Raw genomic sequence first — 25691 nt, 5'->3', positions numbered from 1 at the left:
CACCGCCCAAGCTACCCCCCACACCTATGTCAACTAAAAAGAAAGAGCTCTTGGCTGACCTGCTCAGTTGCCTGTCGCCGCTAATCCAACCCATAACCCCCGCCGGCGGGGACGTGCCCCGGGGCGTGGCCAAGGCCATTCGCCGATTAGCTGAACAGATTCAGCTGCAGCAAGCCAAGCTGGCCCGGCGCGAAGCCAAGGCCGGGCCCCAGGCCGCGCGGCAGCGGCTGACCGAGGAGCTGCTGGGCGTAGTTAACACCTACCTGGGCGAGGATGCGCCCGCCGACGATCGCTCGGCCGATCGCCTGCAGCAAAGCGCCGCCGAACTGGCCGACAAGGCAGCCAAGCTGCGGGCCCGGCAGGAAAAAAGCCGGGCTGAGCAGTCCCTGGTTCCGGAGGAGGTCGCTTCCGCGGCTGAAGGCCCCGCCACGCCTCCCACCCCGGTTCCCGTCCGCCGCAGCCGTAAGCGGCCCGCAGCTAACCCCGGCTAAGACATTGTGCCGCCCAAGGGGCAAATGCGCTTCGACGTCGCGCCCGTCGGACCCGTATTTTCCGGCTAGGCAACCTAAGCTCCCCCAAGCCACTGACCCGGCGGGCAATGCCCGCCGGGTCACGTAGTGAGCATGAACTAATTAAAAAGGCCGGTCTAAACGGGTAAGCTTACTGCCTGCTCAGGCACAGGGTCACCGTGGAAGCCAGCTGTTCGGGCTGGCAGCCCAGGGCCATGGCCAGCTTGCCCGATTGGTATAGAGTTACCTGGGCCTGGGATCCCTGGCGGGGGCACTGCCGCAATGCCACGGTGAGCGTGCGGGTATCCGGCCAGGTTGCCTCGAAGGCCAGGGCAGGCTCCGGCCAGGGCGCGGCGGCGGGCTTAAGCCCGCGGGGTCCGTAGCCCGCAACGGCCTCCACCGCGGGATGGAGCTGGTCGAGCAGAGCGTCCAATACCGGCATTGGCATACTGCCGCGCGAACGCAGGCGCAGCTCCTGCTCCAGCTCCAGCTTAACCTGCGTTGTCGTGACCATAACCCTAGCAGCATGTTAGAGCTATAAGATGAAAAGATTTCCGCAGCTACGCATTGATTATCAGCAATAACTCACCAAAGATCAGTCTCGATTTATTACGGCCGCGCTCCGAGAATCGGCACCTGGCCAAGAATGAGTTTACTTTTGCCAATTATGGAATCGGCTTACACCCTGCTGGACTTCTACACGGTCGAGTACACCGCAAACCCGCCCCTGCTGCGGGGCACGACCCGGCGCCTGCTCACGGAAGAGGAGATTACCGCCAGCGTGGAGCTGGTGCTGGTTCAGGCGCAGCAGCACGGCTGCCGGTACTGGCTGCTGGCGGGCGAGCTGCCCCTGCAGGGCTATTCGGATGCCTTGCACACCTGGATGCGGGAAGATTACTTTCCACGGGTAGAGGAAACGCTGCCCGGCATCGTGGCCATCGCCATGCTGCTGCCTCCGGGACAGGAGGTGGACCTCGATGCCCAAGGCTACGTGCAGCCCCTGGATGTGCTGCGGCCCGGGGTGCGCACCGAGTGGTTTGCTACCCCGGACTCGGCCTTGATCTGGCTGGCGCAGATTCGCGAGCGGGTAGAGAACTCGTAAGCTCGCGGCGCGGCAAGCTAAGATTTTAACGGGTTAAGCGTGATCCGGCTTCGGTTTACCTGGCCCGGGCGCGGGACAGTTCTTTGCAACCCCTGGCTTAACCCGAGGCTCCCTCGATTAATGAAACAACTGCGCCTTTACCTTTCCGCCGCCCTGCTGCTGGCCGCGGTGGCTTGTAAAAAAGACGACTACCTGGAGGGCATCGACAAGAACGCTTTGTTTGCCCCACCTACCCCCGCTGAGCTGGCCGCGGTGCAAACCGACTGGGCAGCCCGTAATCTAGCCCCCAAGGGTTACCAGCTGGAGCAGACCATACCGCTTTCCGCGGGGGCGGAGCTGCGCTTTATCTCGTTTCTAACCGGAGCTTACCGCACCCAGGCGGCCGTATTCGTGCCGGGCGGGTTGGGGCCTCACCCGGTGCAGCTGCACTTTGGCGGGTTTACAGCCGAGTCCCAGGCAATCGAGCTACGGCCAGCCGGCAGCGCCACGGCGGCACCTTCGCCTTTTATCCAGGCTTGGATAGCCTTTCGGGGGCAAGGCCTGCGGGTGATCGTCGACGGCCGCAGCTACGACCGGCCCGTATCGGAGGGCCCGCTCGGCGAAGCGTTTGATGGCGCAGCCGACGATGCGCAGGCCCTGCTGAACGTCGTGCTTGCCACCGTACCGGGTGCCGACACCGGGCGCATTGCCCTGCGCGGGGGCAGCCGGGGCGGCACGGTGGCTTTGCTGCTGGCGGAGCGCGACGCCCGGGTACGGCGGGCCATCGACGTGGTAGGCCCCACCGACCTGCTGGGTTTGACCAGGTCTCACGTGAACGATCCTACCTACCAGCTGCAGTTTCTGCAGGAGCTCCGGGAGGGGCGCATCACGCTGGCCCAGGCCCGCCACCGCCTGCTGGCCAGCTCCCCGTTATACTTTGCCGCGCGGTTGCCCCGGGTGCAGCTTCACCTCGGCAGCCGGGATTACATCGTGCCGCCGGCGGAAGGCGAGCGGCTGCACGAGGCGTTGCGTTCGCTGGGCCGGGAAACGGAGGTGGAATACTTTCGTTACGAGGGCCGGGACCACCACGGGGTGCACACCCACCCGGACTTTGCGGCCAGGGTAGATGCCTTTCTGGCGCCGCTGCGCTAGGGTGAGGGCGGCTTAGCGCAAGCCCAGCACCTTGAGCAGCAGGCCGGCGGGGTTTTTCTCGGCCTTGATCTTCTGGGTTTTCAGCTTGTAGGCAAAAGCGTTGACTTCGCCGACCAGCCGGTCCTCGCCCAGAATGCGGTCAACCAGCTGGGGATCGACGATGCCCAGGGTTTTGAGGTGCTGGCGGGCCAGCTCTACCTTGCCGTCCTCGGCGGGGCGCTCAAACTGCAGGGGCAGCTGGTGCGGGGTCTGCTGCTTGATGAAAAAGCGGATGCTTTCAAACGAGCGGCCCTTCTTGATAAGCTCGTACTGAATCTGCAGGTCGGTGTGCTGGTTGATCTGCTTAACCGCGACATCGAGCACGAACTTCTGGAACATGGACACCTTGGTGTACTGCTCCGACTCGATGCCCTTGGGGTCCTTGAGGTGCAGCATCACCTTGAAGTCCGAGATAGTAAAGGTCTTGCTCTCACCCACGTCCTTCCACTGCGAGGCAATCTGGTAGATGCGCTTGGCGTACTTGCTCGACAGGGAGAAGGCCGCCTGCAGGCGGTAGGAAGTAAAGTTGTTTTTCAGGTCGATGAGGTAAGGCCGGATCTTTTCCGAAATTTCCAGCTCAATTACCCCTTCACCCTTGAGGTATTCGGCCGAAGCCAGCAAGCCTACCTGCAACAGGCGCTTTTTGTCCTCGATCACGTACTCGCGGGTGCGCAGCGAGGATGTCGCCTCGAGAAACTGCTGGTAGTTCCACTGCCGGCCGGTCAGGCTTTCCAGATCCTTTACCCGCACCTTGTAAAGCGTCCCCGTGCGGTCTTCTTTTTTCAGCAGGGAAAGCAGATAGAAGACCACGTCCATCTCGCAGGCCGTCATCTCGTAACGGGCCGTGGTGATGGCGTTGTGCTGCCGGATCTCAATGGCGGCCGAGTCGCTTTGCTTCATAGTAGAGGGGAAAAGACGAGCTAAGCTAAGCAAACGGAAAGAGCTAAGGAAAGTTTTTCCCTATATTCTTTCCTTTCGCTTATGAAACCTTTCCCAAGCGCTTATGATCCCTTCCCTTTCGCTTATGAAACCTTTCCGCAGGGCTTATAATCCCTTTCTTTTCGCTTATAAAAGCTTTCCCAAAACGCCCGCAGCTCCTTATTTATCAATAACTTACAAGCCCTGCAAATAAGACAAACAATACAAATACTTCACAAATTGTGTCAAGCTCCAGCAAAAGGGTATATTAAGGTGGGGGGATAGCCAAAGCAGGGCCGATCAACAAGAAAAAAACAAAAACACAGCAAAAATGCGCAGCCAACCTAAGGGATTGCACTTTTTCAATATATGTTTCAATATATTTAATAATTGACTTATAATCCCTTTCCTTTAACCTAATGATCCTACCAAGGCGAAGCGTGGTCATCCTCCAATGTTACCTAAGACAGCGCCTATTAGCAGCCATTTGCTCCTCTGCTCCTCACCAGTGCCCCATTAGCTTTCATCTGGGCCTTAAGACCAGCACCTCCAAAGGAAAGGTTTTATAAGCCTGTGTAAGCGCCTTAACGGCATATGGGCAAAAGGAAAGGTTTTATAAGCGTGGGCCGACCATCTAAGCGCCCGGCAACTAGCACAAGCCCGACAGGAGGTGCCAGCGACAGCTGGATAACTGAAAGGAAAGGTTTTATAAGCCCGCTGGCGGCTGGCCGGAAAGGCCGCTGGTTGGGAACATGAGCATGCTGCCCGCGCGTGCCGCAGCCAAAGGAAAGAAATCATAAGCCCTTTGCAGCGCGCAGACGACTATTATGCTTTAAAGGAAAGGTTTTATAAGCCACGAGCCGGACGCGCCGGGGCCGCTGCCTTACCCGCTAAAGGAAAGGTTTTATAAGCTGCAGCACGGTTGGAGCACAGCTTACCCTAACACTCCAAAGGAAAGGTTTTATAAGCGGGCGTCAACCCGAAGCTCCTAGGGGCTCATCTGAAAGGAAAGGTTTTATAAGCGGCCCTCGGCCGTGCTGGCCAGCTCCGGGGTTTCAGCGGGCACCGGCCGGGCACGAAGCACGCGCCGGTGCGACAGCGGCAGGGTCACGTGGCGGCCGCCCCCTTTTTCGAAGAGCTCCACCATTAACTGCTGGCTGGGCGGAAAAGTAAACTTGCGCAGCACATGCACCTGGCTTAGCTTCCCACCCCCGGGCAGCTGGATCTGGCTAGCGTTGTAAACGTAGTAGGGCTGCAGGGAGCGCTGCTGCTCGGCCGTCCGGCGTACCCGGCGGCGGTCCTGCAGGTACAGGCGCACAAAGTCCACGTCGAAGGGAACGCGCGAGTTGTTGCGGGCGTGCAGGGGCAGGAAAAAGGACTGCCCGTCGGTGTACAGCTCCCCGGCCCGCAGCTGGATGTCCTGCCGGGTGCGACCCCGGCCCCGCGGCGCTCTGGCCAGGGCAAGACGGGCGGCCCGCTCCAGCTGGGGCTGGGTGGCCGGTTGGTTGCGCAGCTGCACCCGCGGGGCACCCGGCCCGGCGCCGGCTCCGAGATCCAGGGTTAGCAGCCGGGGATTGCGCTCGTAGTGCACCAGAAAGGAATACAGCTTACCGTCGGCGGCCAGCACCGTCATGTTGGTTTCGGGAAAGCCGGCCCGGTTGGCTTTCACTTTTACGATGTTGGTGGCGCTTTCCGCCCGGGCGGCGATGATGTCGCGGCTGCCCAGATCCACGTAGGTGACGGCGTAAGGAAACACCAGGTGGGTGGTTTTCTGCTGCCCCACCCCCAGGCGGTAGGCGGCGACGGCCTGCCGGGACTCAAAACTCAGCACGGGCTGCTGACTTAAAGCAGGACGGGCCAGGGCAGCAAGCAACAGCAGCAGGGAAAGTAGCGGACGGTAGGTCATGGCTTAAGCAGAATCTGGTGGTTGGCTTTGAGGGTAATGCGCACCTGCCGGGCCCGGCGCCCGAGCAGGCTTTTGCCGGTTTGCAGGGCTACGCCCGCCGCGGCGGCGCCGGCGTGGGAAGTAAGGGCTAACGCCTCCGCGGCGTTCAGGCCGGGCTGCACGCTCTGGCGCAAGGCGTCGCCGGTGGGCACCCCAGGCACGAACAGGCCTTCGGTGCCGTCCAGGTCGTAGGCCCGCAGGCTCACCGGCAGCAGGCGGTTGTTTACCTGCACGCCCCGCACTTCAATGCGCAGGCGCTCCCCGGTCAGGCGGCACTGCCCGTGCACCAGGGTGTGGCGGGGCAGTAGCTGCCCATTAACCCGGGCCTCCTCGCTTAGCCGGAGCTTGACCGTGCCCCCGCTGACGACGGCCTGGTCGGTGTGCACCACCGCCGGCAAAGCGTTGGCGGTTTCGTCGGGAACGGCGTCGCTCAGGGTGTGGAAGCCCGACCGGCTTGCCCGGCTTGGGCTGCCAGCCAGGGAGGAAACAACGTTGGGACTGGGCGGCTGCAGCACTGTGGGCTTTAACCGCCTTCGGGCGGCCGGTGGGGCACTGGCAGCGGGGCTTGAGCGCAAACGCCGCTCGTACTCCGCCTTCAGCAGCTCCAGCTCGGCCAGGGAGCGATCCAACTCGTCCTGCTCGGCGCTGCGCTGCGGCCGCTCCTCCCCTCCCCTATCGATGGGGTGGAAAGTTGAAGCGGGTGCAGGCTCGGCGTAAGTCTGCCGCTGCAGGGCCATGAGCTGGCGTGCGGCGGCCGTGGCTCGGGCATCCGGCCGGCTGCTGTCGGGTGCCGCTTCTCCGGGCTGCAGGCCGTAGTTGAGGCCGGGCCCGGCCAGCTGGCGGCGGGGCGTGAAGGCGAGCTCGGAGCCGCGGGCGGAGTCGGCAGAAAGCCGGGCGTTGAGCTTGCTGCCCAGGTTGCGGCCCCGGCTGACGGCGGCGCCGGGCAGCTCGGTGTTAAGCCCACCCAGACCCGACTGATCTACCGGGGCTGATGCCGGCCGCCCGCCGCCCAGCAGCCAGAAGACCAGGGCGGCGCAGGGCACCACGAAGCCGGGTAAGACCACCGCCAGCCGGCGCTCGTGCAGAAAAGAGGCGGTATGGGTTACGGTGCTCATCGGAAAATCAGCTTAGCGGGGTTCGGTGCGCAGGTCCTGGTTGTGCAGCACGCGCCAGCGCTCCATCAGAAAGCCGTGGGGGTTGTTTTCCGAGCGGGTAACCGGCCGCAGGGTGCACTCCGACACCAGGTTGCGGGTAGTCACGGAGGAAGTGCGGATAATCTGCTGGGTGGCGTAGCAGCGGGCCGTGCGGGCGTCGCGGTCGACCACCACCGAGTCCACCCGCAGCTTCTGGCTGATGTTGGCCGCGATCAGGTCGTTGTAGTAGCCCTTCTCGCGCAGGTTGTCGTACATGCGCCGCGCGCTCGCGTCGGCCAGGTACAGGGCCCGCCCCACGTTGTCCTCAATGGCTTTCTCGTCCGGGTCGAGGGTAAAGAACAGCTCGTGAAAGCGGCGCACGTGCTCGCGGGCTTCCACCGGGCGGTTGTCGCGCACGTCCCGGGCCGCGGCCGTGAGCAGCTGCCCGTCGGCCAGCAGGTACACCCGGTTCTGGGCGGCGCTGACCGCCCGCAGGCAGGCGAATAGGGTAAAGCCCGTCAGCAGCAGGCAGAGTACCCCGAACACCAGGGCCAGGGTTTTCACCTGCTGAAAGGCGGTGTCCACGTTTTTTAGGCTGCGCAGCATGGCGGAGGCAGATTAAGAATTAGTGGAGTTGCGGTAGCCGGCGGAGGTCTGCCGGTTGAGGTTGGGCAGCAGCGTACTGCCCAGGGCCTGGGCGCTGCCCGTGACCCGGCCCGTTAGGGCGCCCGCCCCCGCCGCGGCGGTGTTCGTCACGCTCCAGGCGCCCTGCAGGCGGGCAATGGCCGTTTGCATGCCGGTGGCTTGGATAATCCAGCCCGCTACCGTGGGTACGGTGAAGTAGCCGGCGATGGCGATCAGCAGAAAGATCATGTAGCCGTAATCGGCCGTGCTCGCGTCCGCGCCGGCGGCGATGTTGTCCAGGTCCTGTTGCAGCATCAGCACCTGGATGCGGGCGATGATGGCCCCGTAGATGTTGGCGACGGGCAGCCACAGGAAGACGTTGACGTAGCGCGCAAACCAGCCGCTCAGCGTGCCTTCAAAGCCCGGCCAGATGGCAAAGCCAAAGGAGATCGGGCCGATAATGCTCAGCACGATCAGAAAGAAGGTGCGAATGGTATTGATGACCAGCGCGGCTGCGTTGTAAGCCAGTTCCAGCGCCTCCTTCAGCCACTCCCGAAAGTTCTTCTGGACGTTGTAGGCCATTCGATCCATATAGAGACCGGTCTTAGATTCTAAGTCCCAGTATGGCTTCTTTTCCAATTCTCGCTCAAAGGCGACATCATTTTCAAAAGGTTGATTTTCGGCTTTGGAAGCGAGTACCTTCTGCTTTCGATCTTGTAAATCAATGATCACTTCATTTTGAGCCTGAACCAATCCCTTGGTTGCTCCTGAAAGAGGGCTCATCACTCCATTTAGCGTATCCAGAAGCAGTGGGAACAGTGCGATAGCTAAGCCAATCGCAAAAGGTCTCAGCAGGGGGAAAAAGTCAATGGGCTCGGCGTTTGCCAGCGAGCGCCAGATCGATACGCTTACGTAGGCTAGGGCACCCAGCCCACCCAGCGCCCGACCTACGTTAATAAAATCCTTGCACAGCGGGTACATCTCCCGGTAGAGCGTGTCCAGCAGGTCCTGCAGCGACTTAAAGGTGGAAGTAACCTGCAGCAGAATAAGCAATAGCATAGGCAATGAGCTTAGGGGCTTGCGCCGTAGAGTTCGTGGATCTTTCGCCGCTCGGCGGCCTGCCGGGCCTGTTCAGCTGCCAGGGCTGTGTTGCGGCGGGTGAAGTAGATGACCAGGGCGAGGTGGTGCTGCATGCGCTCGTCAATCCGGTTGATGTATTTAAGGCGTTGCGCGTCGGTCATTTGCGCGTGCCCAGGCTGCAGTACTACCTGCAGGTCATCGAGAATGCCAACGCTTTCTTCGATTAGCCCGGCGTAGGCGCGCTGCGTGGCCTGGATCTGCTCCGGTCTAAGTCCGGGTTGCTGGTGCAGCCGCGAAACGTTGCGGGCGTAGAGCTCAATGATGCGCCCCTGGTTTTCAAAGATGCGGCGCACCCGCTCGTACTGCCGGACCGTGGCACTTACTTCCCGCAGGCTAGCGTACCACTCCCGGTGCAGGTTCAGGTTTTGGTCAACCAGCTTGGTGGTGAGCGCCTGTTCCTTTACTCCGCGGTCCAGGAGTTGCCGGGCGCGGCTTTTAAGCTTGCTCATGGTCGTCTGGTGACTGATCTGCCTGCGGGAGCTGCGCTCGGCAATGGGGGCCGAAACGATCAGCTGGGCCGCAGCATTCCCGGGGCCGAGCAGCAGTGCCAGGCCCAATAAGGTTAACCGCAGGTATTTCATGGGTTATTCAGCCAGGCCGTAGAGCTTTTCCACCATGCGCCGGTCCGCGGCCCGCACGGCCTGCTGCCGAGAGAGGGCCAGGCTGCGTCGGGTGAAGTACACCAGCAGATCGTAGTGGTGGGTTACCCGCTCATCCAAGGCGTCGATCAACTCCAGGCGCTCGGCATCGGTCATCTTCGCCCCGACGGGATTGACCACCACCTTGAGTTCAGCCAGCATGCCTGCGCCCTCTTCGAGCAAACCGGCGTAAGCCCTGACGATAGCCGCGCGCTGCTGGGGACTCAGGTGTTTGTCGGTGGTAAACCGTGTGATGTAGTCCGAGTAGATCTTGATCATGGCCGCCTGCCGCTCGAAGATGTGCTGTACCCGCCGGTAGCTGCGCACTGCCTGACTGATCCTGAGTAGGCCCTCGTACCATTCCTTGTGCAGCAGCATGTTCTGCTGGCTGTAAGTCTTGGTTAAGGTCTGCTCCACCACGCCCTTATCAATCAACACATTGGCCTTCGCTTCCAGACCCTTCATGGTTGCCTGCAAGCCGGTTTGCATGAAGCTTTGGCCCTCCAAGACTGGTGCTGAAACAATGGCTTGCGCAACAGCTTTATTGCTAGCTATTAACCAGATAGATATAAAGAAGATCAGGGATCTTAAGAGCATCACTAAGCGTCTAATAAGTTGCCATCAATCTTTTTTTAAGCTCTCTGTTTACCTTTCTCTGATCCTTTTCAGCTCCTTCCTTTATGATGGCTTGAGCTATCCTAACCTTGTTAGTTTGAATAGCGCTTAGTCGATCAATTTCGCCCTTAAGAATCCTTTCATCATGTTTAGCAAGCATGGAGAGAGAACGCACATTGGCAAGACTTTCAATTGTGCACTGATCGTACAGCTTTGTTATTAACTGCTTTTCGTTATCGTCTAATTTGCTTGATATCAGTAGTTTATTAAGTTTGTTTTCACGTTGGTCGATTACTTCCAGGTGGCCTAGAAAAATTGGTTCTGCCTTTTGCTTCTGGTCCATCTTCAAATCACTGCCGTACCAGTTTTCCATCGCTTGAAGCAGCTCCTGATATCGGTGCCTGTTCTGCTTTGGTAGGGTATCAAGTCTGGCTTTAACTTCCACAATCAAGCGGGGTTGAGCAGTGCTAATTACCGCCTGAGTTTGGGTTGTTACTTGCTCACCGCAGGAGGCGCCAAGCAAGCAAGTCAGCAGCAGGACAAGAGGTCTGGTCATGGTTGAGTGGTTTGGTTGAGGTGGTCAGCATCACGCACGCTGCTCGCGCAGCTCCTGGGCGTAAACTTTAATGGCGCCGGCTAGATCACCGGCTCGTTCCTGCGCCAGCGTTTGCAGACGCAGCTTTTCTTTTTCCTCCGTGGTGTAGGTCACGTACTCCTCGGGGGAGACTTCCGTAGCGTACACTTTGGAAGCCGTCCCGCCCAGGGAGATAAACACTTCCTTGTAGTAACGGCCGGGCTGTAAGTCCAGGTTGATGGACAGCGCCTGGGCTTTTTCCTTATCGGAAAGCGAGAGCAGTTGCTGAATCTCCTCGAAGCGGTGGGCGTACTTGCGCTGGTCGAGCAGGATCTTGCAGTCCGAGTTGTTGATGATGGTGTTCTTCACGATGGCGTTACCAACGATGTCGTCCACTTCCTGGGTCACGATGACGGCTTCCCCGAAAAACTTGCGCACCGTTTTGAACAGGTAACGGATGTACTCGGCCATCCCGGCGGTAGCGATGGCCTTCCACGCTTCCTCGATCAGAATCATCTTCCGGGTGCCCTTCAGCCGCCGCATCTTGGCAATAAAGGTTTCCATGATGATGAGCGTCACGACCGGAAACAGGATGGGGTTATCCTTGATGTTGTCCAGCTCAAAGACGATAAAAGGCTCGGCCACGAGGTCGAGCTCCCGCTCGGCGTTAAGCAGGTACTCGTAGGCGCCGCCGCGGTAGTAGGGCTTGAGCACGTAGAGGAAGTTGTGCAGGTCAAAGTCCTTTTCCCGCACCCCCTGCTTTCGCAGCACGGCGGCGTAGGGACCCTGCACGAACTCGTAAAAGGTATTAAAGCAAGGCCGCCGCTCCGGCTCCCGCCCCAGCTGCTCGTAGTACAGCTCCACGGCGTTGGTCAGGCTTACGTACTCGGCCCGGGTGGCATGCTCGTCGTCCTTTTTCCAGAGCGTCTGCAGCAGCACCTTCAGGCTTTCCTTTTTCTCCGCGTCGGGCGCCCCGCCCCCGCTCACCAGGAAAGGGTTGAAGGCAATGGGGTCGTGCTCCTCGTAGGTTAGGTACACCCCGCCCAGCAAGGCGCATAGACCCTGGTAGGAATTGCCCGTGTCCACCAGCAGCACGTGGGTGCCCTGTTCGTAATACTGGCGTACCATGGCGTTGGTGAAAAACGACTTCCCACTGCCCGAGGGGCCCAGGATAAACTTGTTGCGGTTGGTGATCACGCCCCGCCGCATCGGCTCGTCCGAGAGGTCTACCAGCACCGGGCGGCCGGTAAGCCGGTCCGAAAGCTTCAGCCCGAAGGGCGAGGCGGCGTCGCGGTAGTTCGTTTCCACGTTCCAGAAGCAGGCGGCCTGGGCCGCGAAGGTGGGAAAGGTGTCCTCGGCCGGAAAATCCCCGGCGTTGCCCGGAATGCCTGCCCAGTAGATAACGGGCGCATCCACGGTGTTTTCCCGGGGACGGGCGCCAAGCCGGGCGATGGCCGCACTTACTTGGTTGCGCAGCTCCGGCAGCTCGCTTTCCCGCTCGGTCCAAGCCAGCACGTTGAAGTGGGCGCGCACGGGCTGCTTCTGCTCCGCGTGCGCCTCGTTCAGGTACTGCTCGTACCACTGCCGGTTAATGGCGTTCTGGCGGGAATACAGGGCGAGGGCATTCAGGTTGTCCTTGCGCTTTTCAAAGCGCCGCAAGGCTTGAGCCGGATCGTCGAGGAAGATGTACTGATTGTAAAGGTGGTTGCAGCTGAGCAGCAAGCCCAGCGGGGCGGCCAGGCCGACGGCCAACGGAGAGCGGTCGGTGGACAGGCGCTCGTAGCGCACGGCTGGGTCCACTTCGGCGGGCAGGTCATCTACCGCCGTCAGGGAGAACAGCTGGCAGTGCTTATGGCCCACCTGCAGGCCCCGGGAAAAGTCGAGGTCTACGAGCGGGGCCGTGGAGCTGAGCTCCAGGGCGAGGTACTGCTCCAGCAGCCCTGCCTGCGTTTCGGTGCCCACGAGCTCGTCCTCACTGAGCTGCTGCAAGCGCAGGGGGCTGCCGTCTTCGACCAGTCGCTTGAACTGCCCGACCGCGTCGAAGAAAGCGCTTTGCTGCTGCGCGTCGAGCTGGGTGCGCGGCACCAGGTGCCGACGGCCCAGCAGGGAGGCCGGGCTGCGGTAGTGGGCCCGCTCGGTGGCCGTGCGGGAAATGAACAGGTAGCACACGTGCCGCAGAAAGGGCCGCTCGCAGAAGTGGCGCTCGTAGGCGCGGCCGAGCAGGGAGCTTTCCAGCCGCGGGGAATTAAAGTCGGGGCAGTAGCGCTCCTCCACAAACCAGTCCTGCTTGTGGACCACCGCCGGGGTGGGCAGCACCCGCAGGGCCTTGACGACCGCGGCGTGCAGGGACTGGTACTCGGCCGGTGAGAGGGTAAACAGCTCCGGTAGCTCGAGGCGGAAGGCTACGGTCAGGTCGGCGTTCTTGCTGATCAAGCAGCCCCGCTCAACGCGGTAGATGGGCTGCAGCTGCTCGAGCGTGGCCGACGGCAGCACGAGAGGTGGGCTCATGTGCGCTCGGACGTTAAGGTGAGAAACAGCCGCGGGCGGCGGCTGACGATGCGGCGGGGCTGCCGGCGGCGCGCCCGCGCTTTCAAGGCTCCAAACTCGCCGTAGCGGCGGTTAAGGGCAAACACCCGGGCGAACACCAGCCCGCCCAGGCTCAGGGCCAGCAAGACCACGAGGTAGGAGTTCACGCCCGCCACCAGCAATGTCAGGGCGAGCAGGAACACGGCACCGAGGCCGGCGGCCAGGTAAGCCAGGTACACGCCGACCAGGCCCTTGAACTCCACGGGTTTGCCGATGCCCTTGTTGATGGGCAAGGGCACGGCCTACAGGAAAAAGGCCCGCAGGATGGTGGCCACCACGACGAGGAAGATGCAGGAGCCAAACCAGGAGGCGGCTACCTTCTGGGTATCCTGGTCGCCGGAGTTCCACTTGGAGTACACCTTCACGGCTCCGATCAGGCCCAGTACGGCGCCCACAGCGTACATGAGGTTGGTGCCGGGCTCAAAGTAGCGGGTCACCTGCTCGGTGGCGGCTTCAATGCCGGCTTCGCCGCTGCCCTGGGCCCGCAGCGCGGCGGGCAGCAGCCACAGCAGGGCCAGGCCCGCCAGGCGGGCAAGGAAAGAAAGTAAGCGCATAGACGGTGGATGTTGGGGGATAAACAGGCCCGGAGCCGGCTTATTCCTCTTCCCCGAACAGGGCATCAATCTCCGCGCTGCGCCGGCGCTTGTTGGCAGCAAACCGGGCGGCCAGGGCGGTACCCTCCAGGGCGGGGTGCAAGGATTCCGGGGCCCGGCCGGCAGCCAGGCAGTCCAGGGCCTCAACTAAATCATCAGCGCCGATCAGCGAGTCGGCTTCGGCCGGGTGGGCAAGTGCGGAGGGCGCCACCGGCAGCTCCTGCTCCGCGGGCAGGGCTTCAGGGTCGGATCCGGGCGGCGGCAGCTTAGCGGGGGTAAGCGGCGCACCGGCGGTGTGGGGTAAGTCGGTCTGATTGCCTTGAACGGGATCAATCACATTTTGATGCAATGAATCAAAATTTGATATGATCCTACTATTCTCCTCAGTGGTAGCCTCCGCGGTCTTTGCAGCGGCGCTTTGTCGGGCTTCTGCTTCGTTGTCAGCAGCTTGCGCGGAAAAAACGTGGCTTGCCGCAGTGCCGGGCGAGAAGGCTGGCGCCGGCGAGTCTGCGGGGGCGAACACCAGGCTGGGTGGCACGAGCGGCTCCGAAGCCTGCGCTGCGGAGCGAGGCACGGCGGTCCGGCGGCTTAGCCAGGCGCGCAGCTCAGGGCGGTAGTAGCGCCAGCCCACGTAGGCGTAATACAAGACGAGCAGCACGAGGGTGCCAAATACAAACTGGCTCCAGGTATAACCGGTAAAAAGCATAACGGCGGGGTTAAAGTGTAAGGTGGCAAACAGCCTGGCCTAGTGGACCGTGGTAGCCGCACCGAAACCCAGTTCCGACTGAAGTGCTGCGTCGTACCCCCGCGGCAGCGCAGCAGCTTTGTTCTTCTTTACGCAGCCCGGGCCTTTGGGTAAACAAACCCAACCCGGCGATAGTATTTTCGCGGTGGGCAAGCCTGCAGTGGCTGCCCCTGTCGATGGCTTTTCCTGATTGTTAATGCAATTCTTAGTTTTCAGAATTGGTCAACCACCGCAGGCCGTTCCTCATGCCAGTGCTCTTTTCTGCCCGTAAAGCCGCATCGTAGCACTATTCCGGGCAGCGGTTAAGTATGCCGGGTAGAGCAGTTGCGGGGAAAGTGCAACTTATAAGCCCAAGAAAGTTGCCATTTCTGACTCGAGTAGATCATTTGGAATTAATAAATTTCCGGGCTGAGGTGCTGATTTGGTTTACTCGCCAGCTTAGCCTGTCCGGATTTTCCAGCCTACTGCGATTACCCATTCCCCGATGCAACTGCTCCGCTCCTATCCGGCCCTTAAGCTTTACCTACACGCGGCTGGTGATAAGGCTTTGGAAGCGCAGTGGTATGGCGCCGTCTCCGGGACCTTGTTCCAAACCATGGTTGCAGAGGCGTTGGCGCTGGCCCAGCAGTATCGCTTTGCCGGCTGGGTAGCCGATGATCGGTTGCTCGGGCCCCTGAGTGCTGCCGATGTGCGGTACGTCGGGGAGCAGTTCATGCCGTCGCTTATTCAGTTAGGGTTAAAGCGCCTGGCCCTCTTGGAAGCAGTCAGTCCCGCCTCTCAGGAACGCGTGATGGCCGGCCTTACTTCCCTGGGTCCGAATTTGTGCCTGCAGATTCGCTTTTTTACCGATCCGATCGATGCCCGCGCCTGGGCTTGTGGGCTGGGTAACGAGTACAGGGGTCAAGTTCATTGATCCAGTCTTTTTAAAATGATAATAGGTTATTATGTAAGTATATTATAATGTTATCAAAATTATAATTTAAGATGTAGTTAATATAACTAAAGTATCTGCTTAAGTGCCTGAGCCTAAAGGAGGCGGATGTGTGGAATAGGTTGGTATTTTGCAAGAAAGAGCCGAAAGGTCCGGCACGATCAGCGGGGCAGCTGTGAAGGAATGTGCAAGCTAGCTTGACTTACTTAAACTTTAGTCTAGGGTATGCCTTATCAATATGATTTTGACAATGTTGAACCATTACCAAGGCAAACCTTTCGCTTAAGGGTGAAGGTTGATAGGATTCTACTAATATTGCTGCTGCTAAGGGCGGAGCGGCAAATTCGCCCTGGCTGGTGGAGCTAGTTAACCATACTAGCATGAAACGGGCCCAGGGGCATAATGCCGCTGGGCCTTTTCTCTAACTGCCGCATGACCAGGTTAAGGCCCGGCTCCTTGGAAAGCTTGCTTTAGGCTTAACCAACGCCTGAATCCTGCTGTCGGCTTGGAGCAGCAGGGTAAGCGCGGTGAAACGAAAAAGACCCGGTAGGCAGGGCCAGCCGGGTCTTTCACACCAAAATATTATGGGCTGGGAAAGGGAATTCCCGCCCAAAGGTAGCTTTATTGCCACCGGATAATACCATCAACTTCAAAAAATACCGGTGCCTTGGTGCGCGGCACCCAGGCTTACATGAAGCCGGGGATTCCCTAGTCATTAAGCCTGAGCCCGTAACCCAGGCTGCATCCTATAAGCCAGCAAGCGCAGGTCGACCCGAATACGGGTTGCCCGCATCCCGGGGGAGCCACGTTCCGGAGTGGTTTGCCGGGGCGTCGGCAGCGAGCGCCAGCGATTCGAGGTGAGCCCGGGCAATGCGGGCCCAACGGGTGGGTCTACCTTGACAGGTAGCTTGGAACTGCCGCTCCACAAACGTGCCGGGCTGCTTTTCCCCTGCGCACCTAAAAGTGAGGTCCCACGGGGTTGAAGGGTTCCCGCCTGGGCGGAGGGAGGTGGGCCCAGGGGTAGAGAGCTCCCTTGAGCGCCGACAGCACCAGCTGCCACTGCGGTTGCGGCTGCGCGGCTTCCCGGCAGGCCAGCTCCAGCAGCTCCTGGCTGGCGCGCACCTGCCTTCGCCAACCCTCCGTTAAGCCTAATCCAGCCAGGCGGGTGAGCTCCGCCGGGGCCTCGCGGCACAGGCGCAGCATCACCTGCTGGTCGGCAGCAAGGTACGCGGACAGGCCAAGCAGCTGGTCGTGCAGCTGTTGCAGCTGCTGAAGGGCGGGCAGAGGACGCGGTTGCATAAAGAATGATTTAGCCCTGGTACGCGTAGGCCTGGCCCTGGTTCCGCGGGCCTCGGTTGGTATGCGCCGGCTGGAGCATAACCTTAAGCCAAAAGGGGAAGTAAGTTGCCCATACTGTTCCGAATACCCCGGCCCAACCGCTAACCTCAGCCTTAATTTAATGGAAGCACTTGCCCGCATTCTCGGCCGCAAGCTGCAGCAGCTGGGCTTGTTCCGCTACCAGCTGCTGCCCGCCGCCGCGAATCCCCTTAGTCCGGACGCCGTGCCGGAAAACGCCTTGCTGCTGCGTCTGGGCCCGCAGGGACAGCAGGAAGAAGCCGTGCTGCGCTGCCCCTGCGGCTGCGGGCAGGTGCTGCACCTGCCGCTGCACGCGCGGCGCTACGCCTCGTTCCGGCTGCGCTGGGATCGCTGGGGCCGGCCGACAGTGCAGCCCTCGGTGCCCGGCTGCCGCAAACGCTTTCGTCTGGTGCGGGGGCGGGTGTACTGGGCCAAGTACTAAGCACCGGAGTTGGTAAATGTAACCTAAGCTCAGCGGCGGCCGTACATAGACCAGCTTTCCGCAGAAAGGGAAGCACTCCCGCTCCCGCCCGGCTGGCGCCATCCATCCGGAGCTGACTCCACCACCTACTCCACCTGATGCCCCGTCCACCCTTGGTCGACGGGGCTTTGGCGTTTTAAAGCTCGTTTGCATCCGGCTGCAGCAGCTCAGGCCCGCGGCCGGCGGTGCTGCTGCACGGCGGCAACCTGCTGGGCCGTCAGCTCCCCGCGCACGTAACGCTCCAGCAACAGTAGGGTATCCGCCGTGCCGGTGGGCACACCCCCGGGTTGAAAGCCAACCCAGGATTCGGCCTGCTGCAGGCGGGCCAGCCAGCGCTGCTGTTCGTCGGCGGGTAAGGTGGAGGGCGGAAGGCTGAAGGGGTGCTGGATACCCGGATCGAAAGCTTGGTAGGTTGGCGCTGACATAAGCAAGCACGGGGAAGCGGGTGGAATACTGCCGCACGGTGGGCACCGGGAATACGTGCGCTGAGGGGCTGGTGTTCAGCGGTGCTTAACCGGATTTAAGCCGGGCACCCGGGGCCTGCAAGCCGTCGGGCTGAACCCCGCAGCTAACAATTTCCTGCGGGCTGGTGGACCCGTTCTGAAGGTAATGAAAATATAATCAATTCAAGGGTGACCTAACACGCCCGTGAGCAGCCCGTAGCTTTAGGCTTGAATTGTCCATCTTTGCCGTCCACCAACTGCCGACGCCATGCCGCTACTTTGCCTGTTCGTTTTGCTGTTGCTTTGCTTGTACGTTTTCCGCGAGGGAGTGCTTACCCCGGTTATTCCCCGGGAAAACAGCCAAGCAACTCTGGAATCCGGGAAGTCAAACCTCGATAACTGAGTTGGCCGCAGACCAGGCTTGCTGCCCCGGTAGCTGCGATTTCACGGGCTGCGGCCAAGCCACTAAAATTAGGGCCGGGTACCAACCTGCGAGTGACTCCCAACTTTCGTTTTGGCTGTATGCGCAGCGCTAGCTTCGTGCCCCCTGGCGAGCGGATAAATTTCGCTTTCAGGTATGCGCCACCGGCCGATTAGCAAGCGCAACTCCTTAGCGCTTGGCGCCTAACGCTAAGTGTTTCCAAAAAATTGGCACAAGAATAGTTAACTTGTTTCCTCGTGGTCTGGTTGATCTGATAACTGCTGCCCATGCTGGAGTACTACGAACTTGCGCTTGAGTCCGACCCGCCCCTGCTGCGGGCCGCCCGCCGTCGCCCGCTGAGCCCGGCTGAAATCACCGAAAGCTGCGAGCTGCTGCTGCTCACCGCCCAGGAAAACCAGTGCAATCACTGGTTGCTGGACGGCCGCGAGCACTTCACCGCCAACCCTTCCTGCCTGCAGACCTGGCTGCAGGAGGAGTATTTTCCCCGGGTGCACCGCGAGCTAGGTAGCGTGGTGTACGTTGCTTTTCTGGTCGCTCCCTCGCCCCACGCGAGCGCCGCCGCCGCGGGGTTTGAGTCGCTCACCAGCCAAACCAGTGGGGTGCGGACCGCCGCGTTTACGGACGAGGCCGCGGCCAGGGACTGGCTGCGGCAGCAGTGGCAGCAGCGCGGTAGCCTGCCCGCTTCCGGGCGGAGCACCTTGTTGCCAGCCCTCGCTGCTTTGGCCTTAGCCAGTTAATCTTGGAGCCTTACTTCCTGGCAAAACCAACCTTGCGGACGGTGTTCCGTTTTAGGTGCAAGGAAGGATTAAAGAGAACTTGCCTGACCAAGCCAACCTGCAGAGCAGGTAGGCCGAGTCAGGCAATGTTCATTAAGGCAAACGGATTTCGCTTCGCAGCCGGTTAGTTGCTGGCAACGCTGGCGGCGGGTTCTGAGGTAGCGGTTTGGGCTGCGGCCTTTTCGGAGCCTTGGCTGTAGGCGAGGAAAAGCAGCCCGGCGAGGGCGGTCAAGTACAGTGTCTTCATAGCGCAGTGGAGTTAGGCTCTACTGTACGCAGTGGCACCTGCTGTGTTGGCGCAGCTCGAGAAAAAAAGCAAAGCGGCGATGGCTTCAAAAGCAGACCGGGCCGCCCGCTGGCCGCCCGGTTTACCTTAGTCGACTTTGACCTTGACTTCTCGTTCCTTGGCAAAGCGGTCGCCATCGATTTCCCTTAGGCGCTCCCGCTCTAGACGACGGGCTTCGCGCTCCGCCTCGTAGCGGATACGCTCTTTCTCGTCGGTGCCAGTGTAGGGACGATCATAGGTGTCCACGTCCACCTCAACGTCAGCGTCCTCCACGGCGGCGGCATGCTCCTCCAGGGCGCGGGCCCGGGTTTCGGCGTCCGCGCGCACCTGCTTGGCCACGGCGCGGGCGCGCTTGGCGTCGGCCTCGGCCTGGGCTTCGGCGGCTTCTTCCAGCGCGTGCTCGGCCTCGCGCTGCTTGCGGGTTTCTTCGCTGCAGCCGCCGAGCAGCAAGGCGGCCGCGAATATGGTTATAAGGGGCGTTTTCATGGGATCGGGAGGGGAATTACCCCGGGTGGGTTGCAATCCGGTTTACGCACCCATCCCGGCAATTGTTGAAGGCCCGGCCTTGCCCGGTTACCCGGTCTCGCCTTTCCGGTCGGGTAGAACGGCCAGCCAGGGGTGCCCGGCCGCAGGTTAAGCCTGCAAGCAAAATGGCCGGGGTCTGATTGGTCGCGATGCGCCCGCGTCCAGACGGCAGTCGTATCCCCGGCGGAGGGCTTACGTATCCCTGCCGCCACAGTATATTTCCAGGCATAAGATGAGCAGCAAAGTTTTTGATCCCCCAGCTCGTTTGGTTGATGTCCTGGTAGTCGGCGCCGGGCAGAGCGGTCTGGCGCTGGGCTATTTTCTGCGGCGCAGCGGCCTGTCCTACGTGCTGCTTGATGCTCAGCAAGCGCCGGGGGGGGCCTGGCAGCACGGCTGGGATTCGCTGCGGCTGTTCTCGCCGGCGTCGGCTAGCTCCCTGCCGGGCTGGATGATGCCCAAGCCCGCCGACGAGCAGTTCCCGGCCCGCGACGCAGTCGTGGATTACCTGCGGCGCTACGAGCAGCGCTACGGCCTTGCGGTGCAGCGCCCCGTGCGGGTGCAAAGCGTAACGGCGCTGCCCAACGGGGAATTTATGGTTATTACCGATCAAGGCAGCTGGCGGGCCCGGGCAGTGGTCAGTGCCACCGGCACCTGGAGCCAGCCCTTTCTGCCGGCTTATCCCGGCCAGGGAGAGTTTGCGGGTGAGCAGCTGCACTCCGCGGCCTACCGGAGTGCGGTCGGCTTTGCCGGCCGGCACGTGCTCGTTGTGGGTGCGGGCAACTCGGCGGCCCAGATACTAGCTGATGTATCGCTGGTGGCCCGCACGACCTGGGTAACGGAAGAGGAGCCGCGTTACTTGCCCGACGAAGTGGATGGCCGGGTGCTGTTCAGCCAGGCTACGCAGCGCTACCTGGCCGGGCATAGCTCGCCTCAGGCCGCGCTGGGTGACATCGTCATGGTGGATTCCGTCAAAGATGCCCGGTCCCGCGGCGTGCTGCAAAGCGTGCGCCCCTTTACGCGCTTTACTTCCAAAGGAGTAGAGTGGCCCGGTGGCCGGTTTGAAAAGGTGGACACGGTTATCTGGTGCACCGGCTTCCGGCCTGCGCTCAGCCATCTGCGTTCCTTAGGCGTGGTGCTGCCCGATGGCCGGGTGAGCACCACAGGCACCAGGGCAACGGACGTCCCGGGCTTGTGGCTGGTGGGCTACGGCAGCTGGACGGGCTTTGCTTCGGCTACCCTGATCGGCGTGGGCCGTTCGGCCAAAGCCACGGTGGCAGAAATCCAGGCTTACCTGCAGACCTAGTACGTTGCCGATCGGCAACCCGGTCGTGCGCTTGGGTTGGGGAAGCCGCCCGCGGCCGCTCAATTCTCAGAAAGCCGACGCCCGCATTATCTCGCTGCAATTGTGCTCAGGCGAAGGTTGACCCGTCGTCCGGCTTGTTGCGCGGTAGCCGGGAGCAGCTGCGGTTGATGCGCCGGATTGGGCCGGTAAGCGCAAGCCGCGGCCTTGGGTTCGCGCCGCTGGCGCAGCCATAACGGACGGCTAAAGGAAGCATAAGACGCCGATCCTGTAAGCTGCTGAATGGCCGCGTAGTTTTTGCGTAACCGTTCACCTCCCTTTTCGTCTTAAGGCTGCCTCACCGTTTGTGGGCCCAGCCACTCCTGGCCCAGGGCGCGGGCGGCGCACAGCAACCCGTAGCCCCGGCTCACCCGGCAACACGGTCTACGACGCATGGGACGAAAACGCAAGTTCCGCCCGTCTGCACCCGAACGCCTCGCGCTGACTGGCCAGACTGACGACCTTTGCCTCGCGGACCCCCGTCATTCCCGGCGGACGTCTCTGGTTTTCATTCGGCAGGGTAAAATCAAGCGTTTACGGGGCAAGACTTAGGCACTAGCTTAGACTTTTGGAATCGGAAAAACTTTCCGGGTACATCCCCGCCCCGCGTTCGTGCGTAGCGCATGGGTTCCGCAACCTGAATTTGCCATGGCCCGCTTTACTTCCGCTGACTTGCTTGATCAGGCCCGCCGCACCCCGCTGACGCCGGTGTTCTACCACGCCGGGGATGATTTTGCCCGCCGGGTGCTGGCCGCCTGCTACGCCGCCGGTGTCCGGGTATTCGAGTTTACGAACCGCGGGCCGGAAGCCTACCGGATCTTCGCCGGCTTGCAGAAGCTGGTGGAAGCCGATTACCCGGATCTGCTGCTGGGGGCCGGCACCATTTTCACCCCGGAGGAGGCGGAAAGGTTTATCGCGGCGGGCGCGGACTTTATCGTGCAGCCGGTGCTCAGTCCGGAAGTAGCCGCGGTGTGCCGGCGCCACGACCTGGCCTGGCTGCCCGGGGCCATGACCTTGACGGAAGTCTACCAGGCCGCGCAGCAGGGGGCAGCCCTGGTTAAGCTGTACCCGGCCGGCTACCTTGGCCCGGCCTACCTGCAAACCCTGCGCGGACCTTTGCCGCAGGTGCCTATCATGGCTACGGGGGGACTGGAGCCGCGGCCGGAAGTGGTGGCCGCGTGGCGGCAGGCGGGGGCAACCTGTGTGGGGTTGGACTCGCGTCTGCTGCCCACCCAAGATCCGACGGCGCTTACGGCCCTGATGCGCACGTTGCTAGCGGCAATGAGCAATCCCACGGCAGCATAATTCCATGCTGCCATGGTCTCAGAGGGTAGCGTACGTTCCTCACGGGTTGGGACACGGCCTCATCCAACGACGTTACCTTGCTGCCCGGCGCGGCCAGGAGTCCTCCCAGCCCGGGTTGAGGGGTTTACCCGTTCCGTAATTACATCCGTGGGTCCGATTAAACTGACACATTACTGATTCAGCCAGCTGCGCAGGCCGGCAAGCCGAACAGAAACGAGGCGTTAGGCGTCACGGAATATTTTTATATTTAATTATTCGCACTCCGCCATAAGCGCGCTGTCGGCAGCAGCACCTGCGTCCCGGGCTCCCGGTGGTCGGCTGCCTTAACCCGGCGCGCAGCATCAACTCTCCCAGCACAACTCGTTTGTCGTATTAACCTTTGACGCGGAAGCACATGCGCGCAGGCTTAATAGTTGCCCCGACCGCCGCCCGCTGGGCATTTCAGCTGCTGGCCTGCTGGCTGCTCTCCGCCGCCGCTGTGGCGCAGTCCGCTCAGCCGGCGGAAATTGCCGCCTGGCAAGCCCGGGCCGCCGCGGTGACCATCATCCGGGACGAGTGGGGCGTGCCGCACATCTACGGCAAAACCGACGCCGACGCGGCGTTCGGTATGCTCTATGCCCAGTGCGAGGACAACTACTGGCAAGTAGAAGAAAGCGCGGTGCGTAAGCTAGGGCGTCTGGCTGAGCTTTACGGGGAAAAGGAGCTGGGCAGCGACGCCTCCATGGCCGTGCGCCAGACGGCGGCCCGCGCCCGCCAGGCTTACCGCGAGGGCCCCGCCGGGCTGCGGCAGCTCTGCGACGCGGCCGCCGCGGGGATAAACTACTACCTGCACACGCACCCCGAGGTGCCCCGCCGCCTGCTCACTCGCTACGAGTCCTGGCACTTGCTGCTGCAGCCCGCCCCCGATGGCGCCAACCACGGCATCACCGCGGCCGAGCGGCGCCGCCTCGGCCTGGGCGGGGGCGGAGCGGGAGGCGAAGGGGTTGAGGGCTGGGAGCAGCAGCAGGAAAGCGGCTCTAACGCAATTGCCCTTGCGCCAAGCAAAACCACCACGGGCCACAGCCTGCTGCTGATTAATCCCCACGTGGGATTTTTCGGGGACAACCAGCGCTACGAGGCGCATTTAGTCAGCGAGCAGGGCTTGAACGCTTCGGGCTTCGCCATGCTTGGGCAGTTCTGGATCTGGTCGGGCTTTACCGCTACCACGGCCTGGGCCCACACCAATACGGCCGCCGACTACGACGACGTCTACCAGGAAACCTTTGATCACCCCAAGGACTCCACGCTCTACTGCTACGGCCGGGGCTACCGCCGGGCCGTGGTGTGGACCGATACCCTCGCTTACCAGACGCCCGCGGGCCAACAACGCCGGGTGTACCGATTTCTGCGCACTCACCACGGGCCCGCCATCGCCCGCCGCGGCGCGGCCTGGCTAACCGTACGCGGCGCCACCGAGAGCTTCGGGCGCTACGCCTGGCAGGCCTGGCTGATGAGCAAGGCCCCGACCCTGGCCCGCTTCAAGGCGGCCATGAACCAGCGCCAGCTGCTGTCCAACACTATGTTTGCCGATGCCCGCGGCAACATCGCCTACTGGCACGGCAACGCCGTTCCCCGCCGGGACCCGGCCTTTAACTGGACCCAGCCCGTGGACGGAAGCAATCCCCGCACCGAGTGGCGCGGCCGCCATTCCCTGCGCAGCCTGGCGCAGATCGTAAACCCGGCCAGCGGCTGGCTGCAGAACTGCAATTCCACGCCCTTTCAGGCTGCCGGCCCCGGCAGCCCCGAGCCCGGCCGCTATCCGGCCTACCTGGCCTACGACCCCCAGACGTTTCGGGCAGTGGAGGCCGTGCGGCAGCTAGGAACAGCGGGGCCGCTCAGCCCCGAAGGCCTGTGGCTTCTCGCCTGCAGTCCCCGCTTGCCCATGTACGCGGCTTGGCTGCCGCAGGTGCTGGCGGCCAGTGACCGGCAGCTGACCCGCCGGCCCGAGCTGCGCGCCGAGCTGCAGGCGGTAACCGACACGCTGCGCCGCTGGGATTGCCGCTCGGGCGTCCACAGCCGGGCTACTACCCTGGCGTTCGCCTGGGGGCAACAGTACTCCGCTTACCTCAACCAGCTTTTTCCCCCCACCGTACCCTACTACGCGCCCGGCATTGCGGCCTACCTGCACGGCCTGCAGCTGCCCGTTTCCGATAGCCTGGCCGTCGCTTTTCTCCGCAGCGCCGCAGCCGAGCTCACCGCGCGCTACGGCTCGCCCTGGGTGCCCTGGGGGGAAGTCAATCGCCTGCAGCGCATTCACAGCAGCGGGTCGCAGGAAAAGTTTGCCGACAGCCGGCCCAGCCTGCCGGTGGGCAGCTTTGCCGGTAGCGCGGGTTCGCTGTTTGCCTTCCGTACCCGCCCGGAGAAAGCGCAGCAGCGCCAGTACGGCATCGGGGGCAATACCTACGTTGCCGTGGTCGAGCTGGGCCCGCGGGTGCGGGCGCGCTCCGTCGTCAACTTCGGGCAGAGTGCGGATCCGGCCTCGCCGCACTATTTCGACCAGGCCCCCCTGTACGCCACCTACCAGCTCAAGGAAGCCTGGTACTACCAGCAGGACGTGTTATCCCACGCCCGGCGCAGCTACCACCCGGGGCAATAAGGCGTTGATTGAGTTGGCTGAGCTTTTCCCCCTCGCCGGCCGTCGAAACCGGCCGTTCAGCCGCCTATGAAAGTTACCGGCAGTAATTCCAGCCCGGCAGGCTGCCGTTCCTTGGCTTGGAAAATCAGCGTTCAGAAGCAACCTTAACGTTGAGTTTCCGTTAAAGGCCAAACCTATTGCCGCCATTTGGTTTTCCCGCATGCGCCTGTACTTTGAAAATCCCGTAGGACGGGTGTTCACCCACTCAGAGGGCTATCTCCGGCTGGAATACAAGCCCGGGCTGCGCAAACTGGATGAGCTCAAGGCACTGGTGCACCACCTCAGCAATTTGTATGAGCGCGCCGGCTATCACCGCATTCTGGTCGACCAACGGCAGATGCGGGAGTTTACCCCCGCTGAATGCACTTGGGTGGCGGAATACTGGCGAAAACTAGCGGAGGGCCGTCCCCCGCTTTACCGGGCTACGCTGCCGCCTACGGCCAGCCTGGCCCGGCTGGCCGCCGCTAACCTGCTCGCCCTGGCAAGTACCGTAGCGCTGGTTAATAAGTCCTTTGACGACGAATCCCAAGCCGTTACCTGGCTGCTGAAATCCCATTTGGCCGTAACAGCCTGAGGGTTGACGGCCCGGCTGCTGCCTGGTTCTAGGCGGTAATCAGGCGATAGCTTTTGAATGATTTAAACGCGCTTAGCGCAATTACGGCGGGTTTGCTACGTCGTAGCCGTGCCGACGGTCAACGCAGGCCAGCCGAACCAGGCTGGCACTTTCTCAAACCCATACCGGGGGCTCTAGCCCAGGTCGCTTTCAGATCGCGCTCAAACGTACCCCCGGTCCAGAATTGAAGGCAGCTCCCAGTCCTGGGCCCGGCACGCCGCGGCTGGT

General features: G+C 61.9%; 27 protein-coding genes. 10 read left to right on the top strand and 17 right to left on the bottom strand.

What is annotated here, in order from left to right:
- Window positions 1–26: 26 nt before the first annotated feature.
- Window positions 27–491 carry a hypothetical protein gene (locus ASU33_RS04195; RefSeq protein WP_059068530.1) on the top strand — a complete coding sequence of 155 codons (465 nt, stop codon included), beginning with the start codon at window positions 27–29 and terminating at the stop codon, window positions 489–491.
- Between the two features lie 169 nt (window positions 492–660).
- Here the strand turns inward: ASU33_RS04195 and ASU33_RS04190 are convergent, their stop codons facing one another.
- Window positions 661–1023 carry a hypothetical protein gene (locus ASU33_RS04190; RefSeq protein WP_059068529.1) on the bottom strand — a complete coding sequence of 121 codons (363 nt, stop codon included), beginning with the start codon at window positions 1021–1023 and terminating at the stop codon, window positions 661–663.
- A 132-nt stretch (window positions 1024–1155) separates the two neighbouring features.
- On the opposite strand from ASU33_RS04190, the gene ASU33_RS04185 reads away from it, so the two are divergent.
- Window positions 1156–1611: a hypothetical protein gene (locus ASU33_RS04185; RefSeq protein ID WP_149867040.1), complete on the top strand. Its 456-nt coding sequence runs from the start codon at window positions 1156–1158 to the stop codon at window positions 1609–1611.
- Between the two features lie 120 nt (window positions 1612–1731).
- Window positions 1732–2742, top strand: coding sequence for an alpha/beta hydrolase family protein (locus tag ASU33_RS04180; protein WP_059068525.1), 1011 nt, complete (start codon window positions 1732–1734; stop codon window positions 2740–2742).
- Between the two features lie 12 nt (window positions 2743–2754).
- Here the strand turns inward: ASU33_RS04180 and ASU33_RS04175 are convergent, their stop codons facing one another.
- The 12 genes from ASU33_RS04175 to ASU33_RS21155 form a co-directional block, all read right to left on the bottom strand.
- A complete protein-coding gene (locus tag ASU33_RS04175) occupies window positions 2755–3681 on the bottom strand; it encodes a replication initiation protein (RefSeq protein WP_059068523.1) in 927 nt (308 codons plus the stop codon).
- Window positions 3682–4714: 1033 nt separating this feature from the next.
- Window positions 4715–5605, bottom strand: coding sequence for a conjugative transposon protein TraN (traN, locus tag ASU33_RS04170; RefSeq protein ID WP_059068521.1), 891 nt, complete (start codon window positions 5603–5605; stop codon window positions 4715–4717).
- Window positions 5602–6759, bottom strand: a complete 1158-nt coding sequence (traM, locus tag ASU33_RS04165; RefSeq protein ID WP_059068519.1) for a conjugative transposon protein TraM — start codon at window positions 6757–6759, stop codon at window positions 5602–5604. The genes traN and traM overlap by 4 nt, the downstream gene beginning before the upstream one ends.
- Before the next feature lie 12 nt (window positions 6760–6771).
- A complete protein-coding gene (gene traK, locus ASU33_RS04160; protein WP_059068517.1) occupies window positions 6772–7383 on the bottom strand; it encodes a conjugative transposon protein TraK in 612 nt (203 codons plus the stop codon).
- A 12-nt stretch (window positions 7384–7395) separates the two neighbouring features.
- A complete protein-coding gene (traJ, locus tag ASU33_RS04155) occupies window positions 7396–8460 on the bottom strand; it encodes a conjugative transposon protein TraJ (RefSeq protein WP_059068515.1) in 1065 nt (354 codons plus the stop codon).
- Between the two features lie 11 nt (window positions 8461–8471).
- Entirely contained in the window at window positions 8472–9122 is a 651-nt protein-coding gene (locus tag ASU33_RS04150) for a hypothetical protein (protein WP_059068512.1), read from the bottom strand.
- A gap of 3 nt (window positions 9123–9125) precedes the next feature.
- The gene (locus tag ASU33_RS04145; protein WP_160328128.1) at window positions 9126–9644 is read right to left on the bottom strand and encodes a hypothetical protein; all 519 of its coding nucleotides are present in this window, start codon (window positions 9642–9644) and stop codon (window positions 9126–9128) included.
- Between the two features lie 142 nt (window positions 9645–9786).
- Window positions 9787–10350, bottom strand: coding sequence for a hypothetical protein (locus tag ASU33_RS04140; RefSeq protein ID WP_059068508.1), 564 nt, complete (start codon window positions 10348–10350; stop codon window positions 9787–9789).
- Window positions 10351–10380: 30 nt separating this feature from the next.
- The gene (locus tag ASU33_RS04135; RefSeq protein ID WP_059068506.1) at window positions 10381–12876 is read right to left on the bottom strand and encodes a TraG family conjugative transposon ATPase; all 2496 of its coding nucleotides are present in this window, start codon (window positions 12874–12876) and stop codon (window positions 10381–10383) included.
- The gene (locus ASU33_RS04130) at window positions 12873–13187 is read right to left on the bottom strand and encodes a DUF4133 domain-containing protein (protein WP_286130407.1); all 315 of its coding nucleotides are present in this window, start codon (window positions 13185–13187) and stop codon (window positions 12873–12875) included. The genes ASU33_RS04135 and ASU33_RS04130 overlap by 4 nt, the downstream gene beginning before the upstream one ends.
- A gap of 9 nt (window positions 13188–13196) precedes the next feature.
- Window positions 13197–13508, bottom strand: coding sequence for a DUF4134 domain-containing protein (locus tag ASU33_RS04125; protein ID WP_059068502.1), 312 nt, complete (start codon window positions 13506–13508; stop codon window positions 13197–13199).
- Between the two features lie 40 nt (window positions 13509–13548).
- Complete coding sequence (locus tag ASU33_RS21155) at window positions 13549–13884, bottom strand: hypothetical protein (RefSeq protein WP_149867038.1); 336 nt, start codon at window positions 13882–13884, stop codon at window positions 13549–13551.
- Between the two features lie 892 nt (window positions 13885–14776).
- Between ASU33_RS21155 and ASU33_RS04115 the strand changes: the two genes are divergently transcribed.
- Window positions 14777–15205 (top strand): hypothetical protein, encoded by a 429-nt coding sequence (locus ASU33_RS04115; protein WP_059068499.1) that lies wholly within the window; start codon window positions 14777–14779, stop codon window positions 15203–15205.
- A gap of 975 nt (window positions 15206–16180) precedes the next feature.
- Here ASU33_RS04115 and ASU33_RS04110 read toward each other — a convergent pair.
- Complete coding sequence (locus tag ASU33_RS04110; protein WP_059068497.1) at window positions 16181–16522, bottom strand: hypothetical protein; 342 nt, start codon at window positions 16520–16522, stop codon at window positions 16181–16183.
- A 160-nt stretch (window positions 16523–16682) separates the two neighbouring features.
- Between ASU33_RS04110 and ASU33_RS04105 the strand changes: the two genes are divergently transcribed.
- On the top strand, window positions 16683–17021 hold the full coding sequence (locus tag ASU33_RS04105) for a ubiquitination-like system serine protease family protein (protein WP_059068495.1): 339 nt from the start codon (window positions 16683–16685) through the stop codon (window positions 17019–17021).
- Between the two features lie 206 nt (window positions 17022–17227).
- Here ASU33_RS04105 and ASU33_RS04100 read toward each other — a convergent pair whose 3' ends face one another.
- Complete coding sequence (locus ASU33_RS04100; protein ID WP_059068493.1) at window positions 17228–17485, bottom strand: hypothetical protein; 258 nt, start codon at window positions 17483–17485, stop codon at window positions 17228–17230.
- Between the two features lie 726 nt (window positions 17486–18211).
- Between ASU33_RS04100 and ASU33_RS04095 the strand changes: the two genes are divergently transcribed.
- A complete protein-coding gene (locus ASU33_RS04095; protein ID WP_059068491.1) occupies window positions 18212–18682 on the top strand; it encodes a hypothetical protein in 471 nt (156 codons plus the stop codon).
- A gap of 163 nt (window positions 18683–18845) precedes the next feature.
- On the opposite strand, the gene ASU33_RS21750 is transcribed toward ASU33_RS04095, so the two are convergent.
- Both ASU33_RS21750 and ASU33_RS04090 read right to left on the bottom strand, forming a co-directional pair.
- Window positions 18846–18968, bottom strand: coding sequence for a hypothetical protein (locus ASU33_RS21750; RefSeq protein ID WP_286130406.1), 123 nt, complete (start codon window positions 18966–18968; stop codon window positions 18846–18848).
- A gap of 126 nt (window positions 18969–19094) precedes the next feature.
- On the bottom strand, window positions 19095–19493 hold the full coding sequence (locus ASU33_RS04090; RefSeq protein WP_059068488.1) for a hypothetical protein: 399 nt from the start codon (window positions 19491–19493) through the stop codon (window positions 19095–19097).
- Between the two features lie 271 nt (window positions 19494–19764).
- On the opposite strand from ASU33_RS04090, the gene ASU33_RS04085 reads away from it, so the two are divergent.
- The 4 genes from ASU33_RS04085 to ASU33_RS04070 all read left to right on the top strand — a co-directional run bounded on the left by ASU33_RS04085 (window position 19765) and on the right by ASU33_RS04070 (window position 25424).
- Window positions 19765–20835, top strand: coding sequence for an ArsO family NAD(P)H-dependent flavin-containing monooxygenase (locus ASU33_RS04085; RefSeq protein WP_059068486.1), 1071 nt, complete (start codon window positions 19765–19767; stop codon window positions 20833–20835).
- A 684-nt stretch (window positions 20836–21519) separates the two neighbouring features.
- A complete protein-coding gene (locus ASU33_RS04080; protein ID WP_286130405.1) occupies window positions 21520–22176 on the top strand; it encodes a beta/alpha barrel domain-containing protein in 657 nt (218 codons plus the stop codon).
- 394 nt (window positions 22177–22570) lie between these two features.
- The gene (locus ASU33_RS04075; protein ID WP_078062867.1) at window positions 22571–24811 is read left to right on the top strand and encodes a penicillin acylase family protein; all 2241 of its coding nucleotides are present in this window, start codon (window positions 22571–22573) and stop codon (window positions 24809–24811) included.
- A gap of 199 nt (window positions 24812–25010) precedes the next feature.
- Window positions 25011–25424, top strand: a complete 414-nt coding sequence (locus ASU33_RS04070; RefSeq protein WP_059068484.1) for a hypothetical protein — start codon at window positions 25011–25013, stop codon at window positions 25422–25424.
- Window positions 25425–25691 lie beyond the last annotated feature (267 nt).

The sequence above is a fragment of the Solirubrum puertoriconensis genome, from assembly GCF_001483135.1.
In the GTDB taxonomy this organism is placed as follows: domain Bacteria; phylum Bacteroidota; class Bacteroidia; order Cytophagales; family Hymenobacteraceae; genus Solirubrum; species Solirubrum puertoriconensis.
Note: the sequence above shows the minus strand (reverse complement) of the source record. Positions and strands in the feature narration are given on the sequence as shown.

Coding starts and splice junctions, on each gene's coding strand:
- ASU33_RS04195 (WP_059068530.1), top strand. CDS start 27: ATGTCAACTAAAAAGAAAGAGCTCTTGGCTGACCTGCTCAGTTGCCTG.
- ASU33_RS04190 (WP_059068529.1), bottom strand. CDS start 1,023: ATGGTCACGACAACGCAGGTTAAGCTGGAGCTGGAGCAGGAGCTGCGC.
- ASU33_RS04185 (WP_149867040.1), top strand. CDS start 1,156: ATGAGTTTACTTTTGCCAATTATGGAATCGGCTTACACCCTGCTGGAC.
- ASU33_RS04180 (WP_059068525.1), top strand. CDS start 1,732: ATGAAACAACTGCGCCTTTACCTTTCCGCCGCCCTGCTGCTGGCCGCG.
- ASU33_RS04175 (WP_059068523.1), bottom strand. CDS start 3,681: ATGAAGCAAAGCGACTCGGCCGCCATTGAGATCCGGCAGCACAACGCC.
- traN (WP_059068521.1), bottom strand. CDS start 5,605: ATGACCTACCGTCCGCTACTTTCCCTGCTGCTGTTGCTTGCTGCCCTG.
- traM (WP_059068519.1), bottom strand. CDS start 6,759: ATGAGCACCGTAACCCATACCGCCTCTTTTCTGCACGAGCGCCGGCTG.
- traK (WP_059068517.1), bottom strand. CDS start 7,383: ATGCTGCGCAGCCTAAAAAACGTGGACACCGCCTTTCAGCAGGTGAAA.
- traJ (WP_059068515.1), bottom strand. CDS start 8,460: ATGCTATTGCTTATTCTGCTGCAGGTTACTTCCACCTTTAAGTCGCTG.
- ASU33_RS04150 (WP_059068512.1), bottom strand. CDS start 9,122: ATGAAATACCTGCGGTTAACCTTATTGGGCCTGGCACTGCTGCTCGGC.
- ASU33_RS04145 (WP_160328128.1), bottom strand. CDS start 9,644: ATGAAGGGTCTGGAAGCGAAGGCCAATGTGTTGATTGATAAGGGCGTG.
- ASU33_RS04140 (WP_059068508.1), bottom strand. CDS start 10,350: ATGACCAGACCTCTTGTCCTGCTGCTGACTTGCTTGCTTGGCGCCTCC.
- ASU33_RS04135 (WP_059068506.1), bottom strand. CDS start 12,876: ATGAGCCCACCTCTCGTGCTGCCGTCGGCCACGCTCGAGCAGCTGCAG.
- ASU33_RS04125 (WP_059068502.1), bottom strand. CDS start 13,508: ATGCGCTTACTTTCTTTCCTTGCCCGCCTGGCGGGCCTGGCCCTGCTG.
- ASU33_RS04115 (WP_059068499.1), top strand. CDS start 14,777: ATGCAACTGCTCCGCTCCTATCCGGCCCTTAAGCTTTACCTACACGCG.
- ASU33_RS04110 (WP_059068497.1), bottom strand. CDS start 16,522: ATGCAACCGCGTCCTCTGCCCGCCCTTCAGCAGCTGCAACAGCTGCAC.
- ASU33_RS04105 (WP_059068495.1), top strand. CDS start 16,683: ATGGAAGCACTTGCCCGCATTCTCGGCCGCAAGCTGCAGCAGCTGGGC.
- ASU33_RS04100 (WP_059068493.1), bottom strand. CDS start 17,485: ATGTCAGCGCCAACCTACCAAGCTTTCGATCCGGGTATCCAGCACCCC.
- ASU33_RS04095 (WP_059068491.1), top strand. CDS start 18,212: ATGCTGGAGTACTACGAACTTGCGCTTGAGTCCGACCCGCCCCTGCTG.
- ASU33_RS21750 (WP_286130406.1), bottom strand. CDS start 18,968: ATGAAGACACTGTACTTGACCGCCCTCGCCGGGCTGCTTTTCCTCGCC.
- ASU33_RS04090 (WP_059068488.1), bottom strand. CDS start 19,493: ATGAAAACGCCCCTTATAACCATATTCGCGGCCGCCTTGCTGCTCGGC.
- ASU33_RS04085 (WP_059068486.1), top strand. CDS start 19,765: ATGAGCAGCAAAGTTTTTGATCCCCCAGCTCGTTTGGTTGATGTCCTG.
- ASU33_RS04080 (WP_286130405.1), top strand. CDS start 21,520: ATGGCCCGCTTTACTTCCGCTGACTTGCTTGATCAGGCCCGCCGCACC.
- ASU33_RS04075 (WP_078062867.1), top strand. CDS start 22,571: ATGCGCGCAGGCTTAATAGTTGCCCCGACCGCCGCCCGCTGGGCATTT.
- ASU33_RS04070 (WP_059068484.1), top strand. CDS start 25,011: ATGCGCCTGTACTTTGAAAATCCCGTAGGACGGGTGTTCACCCACTCA.